The following is a 3,406-nucleotide window of genomic DNA, read 5'->3' on the forward strand; positions in this document are numbered from 1 at the left end:
CCCGCCGTCCGCACCCGGGTGCCGGCCACCGGCAGCACCCGGGTCGAGGGATCGGCCCACTGCTGGGCCAGCCAGGCCTCGTCGTCGCGTCGTTCGGCCAGGCGCGCGTGGGCACCGGCCGCCAGCTCGGCGTGCGGATACGTCATGCCGTCGTGGTTCCGTTCATCCAGGCTCGGAAGGCCTCGGCGTCGTAGGGGCGACCGAGGAAGTCGGCGACCAGGTCGGCCGCGTCGCCGCTGCCGCCGGCGGCCAGCACCTTGTCCCGGTAGGCCCGGGCCGGGCCGGGGGCGAAGAGGTCGTCCCGGTCGAAGGCCGAGAACAGGTCCTTGGCGATCACCTGGCTCCACATGTAGGTGTAGTACGCCGAGCCGTAGCCGCCGAGGTGACCGAACCCGGTGTGGAAGTGGGTGCCCGGCAGCTGCGAGACGAGCGTGTACTCCCGGGCCAGCTGGGCGACCCGGGCGGTGAGGTCGTCGGGACGCTCGAGGTGCAGGTGGTAGGAGACCGCGGCGTAGAACATCTGGGTGCGGGCCATGAAGCCCTTGCCGAACTCCTCACCGGCGCGCATCCGCGCGACCAGGTCGGCCGGGATCGGCGTGCCTGACTCGTCGGTGGCGAAGCCGGCCAGCACGTCGGCGTCCCACGCCCATTCCTCCAGCATCTGGCTGGGAGCCTCGACGAAGTCCCACTCGGTGGCCACCCCGGAGAACCGCACCCAGTCGTGCCGCCCGGCCAGCACGTGATGCACCAGGTGCCCGAACTCGTGGAAGAGGGTGACCACCTCTCCGTGCTCCATCAGGCCGCGTGGGAAGTTGCAGACCAGCACGCCCTCGGGGAGCTGCACCCCACGCACCCCGGGCGTGAGGTCGAACTGGGCCGCGTGGTTGAACTTGCCGTCGCGCGGGTGCAGGTCGAGCCGGATCCGGCCCAACGGCTCCCCGTCGAGGCTCACGTCGTACGTGGTCACGTCCTCGTGCCACGACACGGCGTCGGGCACCGCGGCGTACTCGAGGCCGAAGAGACGACCGGTCACCTCGAGCAGGCCCTGGCGCACCTTGGTGAAGTCGAAGTAGCGGCGCACCTCCTGCGCGTCGACGTCGTACTGCTCACGGCGCACCACCTCGGCGTAGTGACGCCAGTTGGAGGCGTCGATCGCCTCGATCGCCGGGTCGTCGCGCCGGGCGCGTTCGAGGAGGATCTCGATCTCCGCACGGCCCGCCGCGTCGGCGTCCCGGCTGATCTCGCTGATGAAGGCGGGGATCGCCGGGCCGGTGCCGATCATCTTGACCTCGGCGTCGTAGGACGGCCAGTCGGCGTAGCCGAGGAGGGTGGCGTGCTCGTGGCGCACCGCCAGGAGGTCGGAGAGGACCTGGTCGTTGCCGGGCCAGGCGAGGTGGTACTGCGTGGTCACCACGCGACGGCGGGCGTCGGCGTCCGTCGAGAAGGTCATGAAGGGAACGGTGTCGGGGTACTCGGTGGTCACCTCGAACGTGCCGTCGTCGCCGACCGGGTGCGCCTCGACCCAGTCCTGCGGGAGCCCGGCCGCGGCCTCGGCCGGCAGCGTCGTCGTACGCCGACCGTCCCGGATGCCCCGGGAGAAGGCCTGGCCCAGCTCGACCTCGCGCTCACTGATCTCGCGGAGCCGCTCGCGGGTGGCCTCGTCGCGGTCGACGCCGGCGCGACGGAAGTCGCGCAGGCTGTGCTCGAGCATCCGGGTGGCCGCCGCGTCGAGGCCGTCGGTCTCCACGGAGGCCAGGGCGGTGAACGCCGCGACGTCGAGCATCAGGGTGGTGTGGAACCGGTTGGCCTCGACCTCGATCTCCTCGGCCTGCTCGCGGATCGCCTTGTCGGGGTGCACCTGCGAGATCAGGCCGGCCACCGCGAACGCGTTGCCGAGCTCGATGTGCAGCCGGTTCCAGACCTCCGCCACGGAGCCGGGATCGCTGGCGGCGAGGATGCCGCGCAGCTCCTCGGCTCGAGCCAGCGCGCCGCGGCAGTGGTCGTCGAGCCAGGGCGCCCAGTCGGCGTCGGCGGCGGGCAGGGACAGTGGTTGGAGCTGCGCTGATCCGGTCACGACTGCAGGCTACCCACCGCACCCGAGGCCCTAGGCTCGACCCATGAGCACGCACATCGGCGCCGAACCGGGCGCGATCGCGCCCCATGTCCTGATGCCCGGAGACCCCCTGCGGGCCGCGTGGATCGCAGAGACGTTCCTCGACGACGTCACCTGCTACAACGAGGTGCGCGGCATGCTCGGCTTCACCGGCACCTGGCGTGGGGAGCGGATCAGCGTGCAGGGCTCCGGCATGGGTCAACCGTCACTGGCGATCTATGCCACCGAGCTGTTCACCGACTACGACGTCGCCTCGATCGTGCGGGTCGGGTCGTGCGGCGCACTCGTGGAGAAGGTCGGCATCCGCGACGTCATCCTGGCCACCGGCGCGTGCACCGACTCGGGCATGAACCGGGTCCGGTTCGAGGGTCTCGACTACGCCCCGGTGGCCGACTTCGGTCTGCTGCGTGCGGCGTACGACGCGGCCATGGCACGCGAGGACGTCACCGCGTGGACCGGCCTGATCTTCAGCGGGGACCAGTTCTATGCGCCACGTCCCGAGATCATGACCGCGATGGTCGAGCACGGCGTGCTCGCCATCGAGATGGAGGCCAGTGCTCTCTACACGCTGGCCGCCAGGCACGGCCGCCGGGCGCTGGCGATCTGCACGGTGTCCGACCACCTGGTCACCGGCGCCGAGACCACCGCCCAGGAGCGCGAGCAGACCTTCGGTGCCATGGTCGAGATCGCCCTGGAGGCCGTGGTGGCGTGAGGCAACCCCGCCCCAGCCCCTGAGTCGGCGCCGTCACCGGCCCCGGAGCAGCTCCTCGAGCTGTTCCCGACCGGGGAGGTCATCGGTGTGGTCGACGGTCTCACCCGTGCGCACGTAGTGGAACGCGGCGCGCACCTTCTCGACCGGCACCCCGGCAAGCTCGGCCCAGGCCAGTCGATAGATCGCCAGCTGCAACGGATCGGCGGTGGCCCGCTGGTTGGTCTTCCAGTCGATCACCAGGAAGCCGGCGTCGTCGGTGGTGTAGACCGCGTCGATGCGACCGCGCACCACCTGTCCGGCGAGGACAAGCGCGAACGGCGGCTCGACGAGATGCGGCTCGCGGTGCCCGAAGGGGCCGGCCGAGAACGACTCGGTGAGCGTCTTGAGGTCGGACTCGTCGTCGATGCCGAGGTCGGCGCGGCCGGGCAGCTCGTCGGGGTCGAAGAGGTTCTGCTGGCCGAAGCGGGCCTCGACCCAGGCGTGGAACCGGGTGCCGAACCGGGCCGCCGGTGAGGGCTGGCGGGGCATCGGCCGGGCCAGGTCGCGGGCGAACCCGTCGGCGTCGTCGCGCAGCCGCGCCA

3 protein-coding genes are annotated in these 3,406 nt (G+C 71.5%); 1 reads left to right on the forward strand and 2 read right to left on the reverse strand.

Going from position 1 to position 3,406, the window contains the following annotated elements; genetic code table 11:
* Positions 1-142 precede the first annotated feature (142 nt).
* The gene (locus tag NJ4_RS05140; RefSeq protein ID WP_067431224.1) at positions 143-2,074 is read right to left on the reverse strand and encodes a M3 family metallopeptidase; all 1,932 of its coding nucleotides are present in this window, start codon (positions 2,072-2,074) and stop codon (positions 143-145) included.
* 43 nt (positions 2,075-2,117) lie between these two features.
* Between NJ4_RS05140 and deoD the strand changes: the two genes are divergently transcribed.
* A complete protein-coding gene (gene deoD / locus NJ4_RS05145) occupies positions 2,118-2,825 on the forward strand; it encodes a purine-nucleoside phosphorylase (protein ID WP_067431227.1) in 708 nt (235 codons plus the stop codon).
* A 33-nt stretch (positions 2,826-2,858) separates the two neighbouring features.
* On the opposite strand, the gene NJ4_RS05150 is transcribed toward deoD, so the two are convergent.
* Positions 2,859-3,406 (reverse strand): PD-(D/E)XK nuclease family protein (locus NJ4_RS05150; RefSeq protein ID WP_174524583.1); only part of this gene is annotated, 548 nt, incomplete at its 5' end.

The sequence above is a fragment of the Nocardioides jensenii JCM 1364 = NBRC 14755 genome (assembly GCF_001552535.1).
In the GTDB taxonomy this organism is placed as follows: Bacteria; Actinomycetota; Actinomycetes; order Propionibacteriales; family Nocardioidaceae; genus Nocardioides; species Nocardioides jensenii.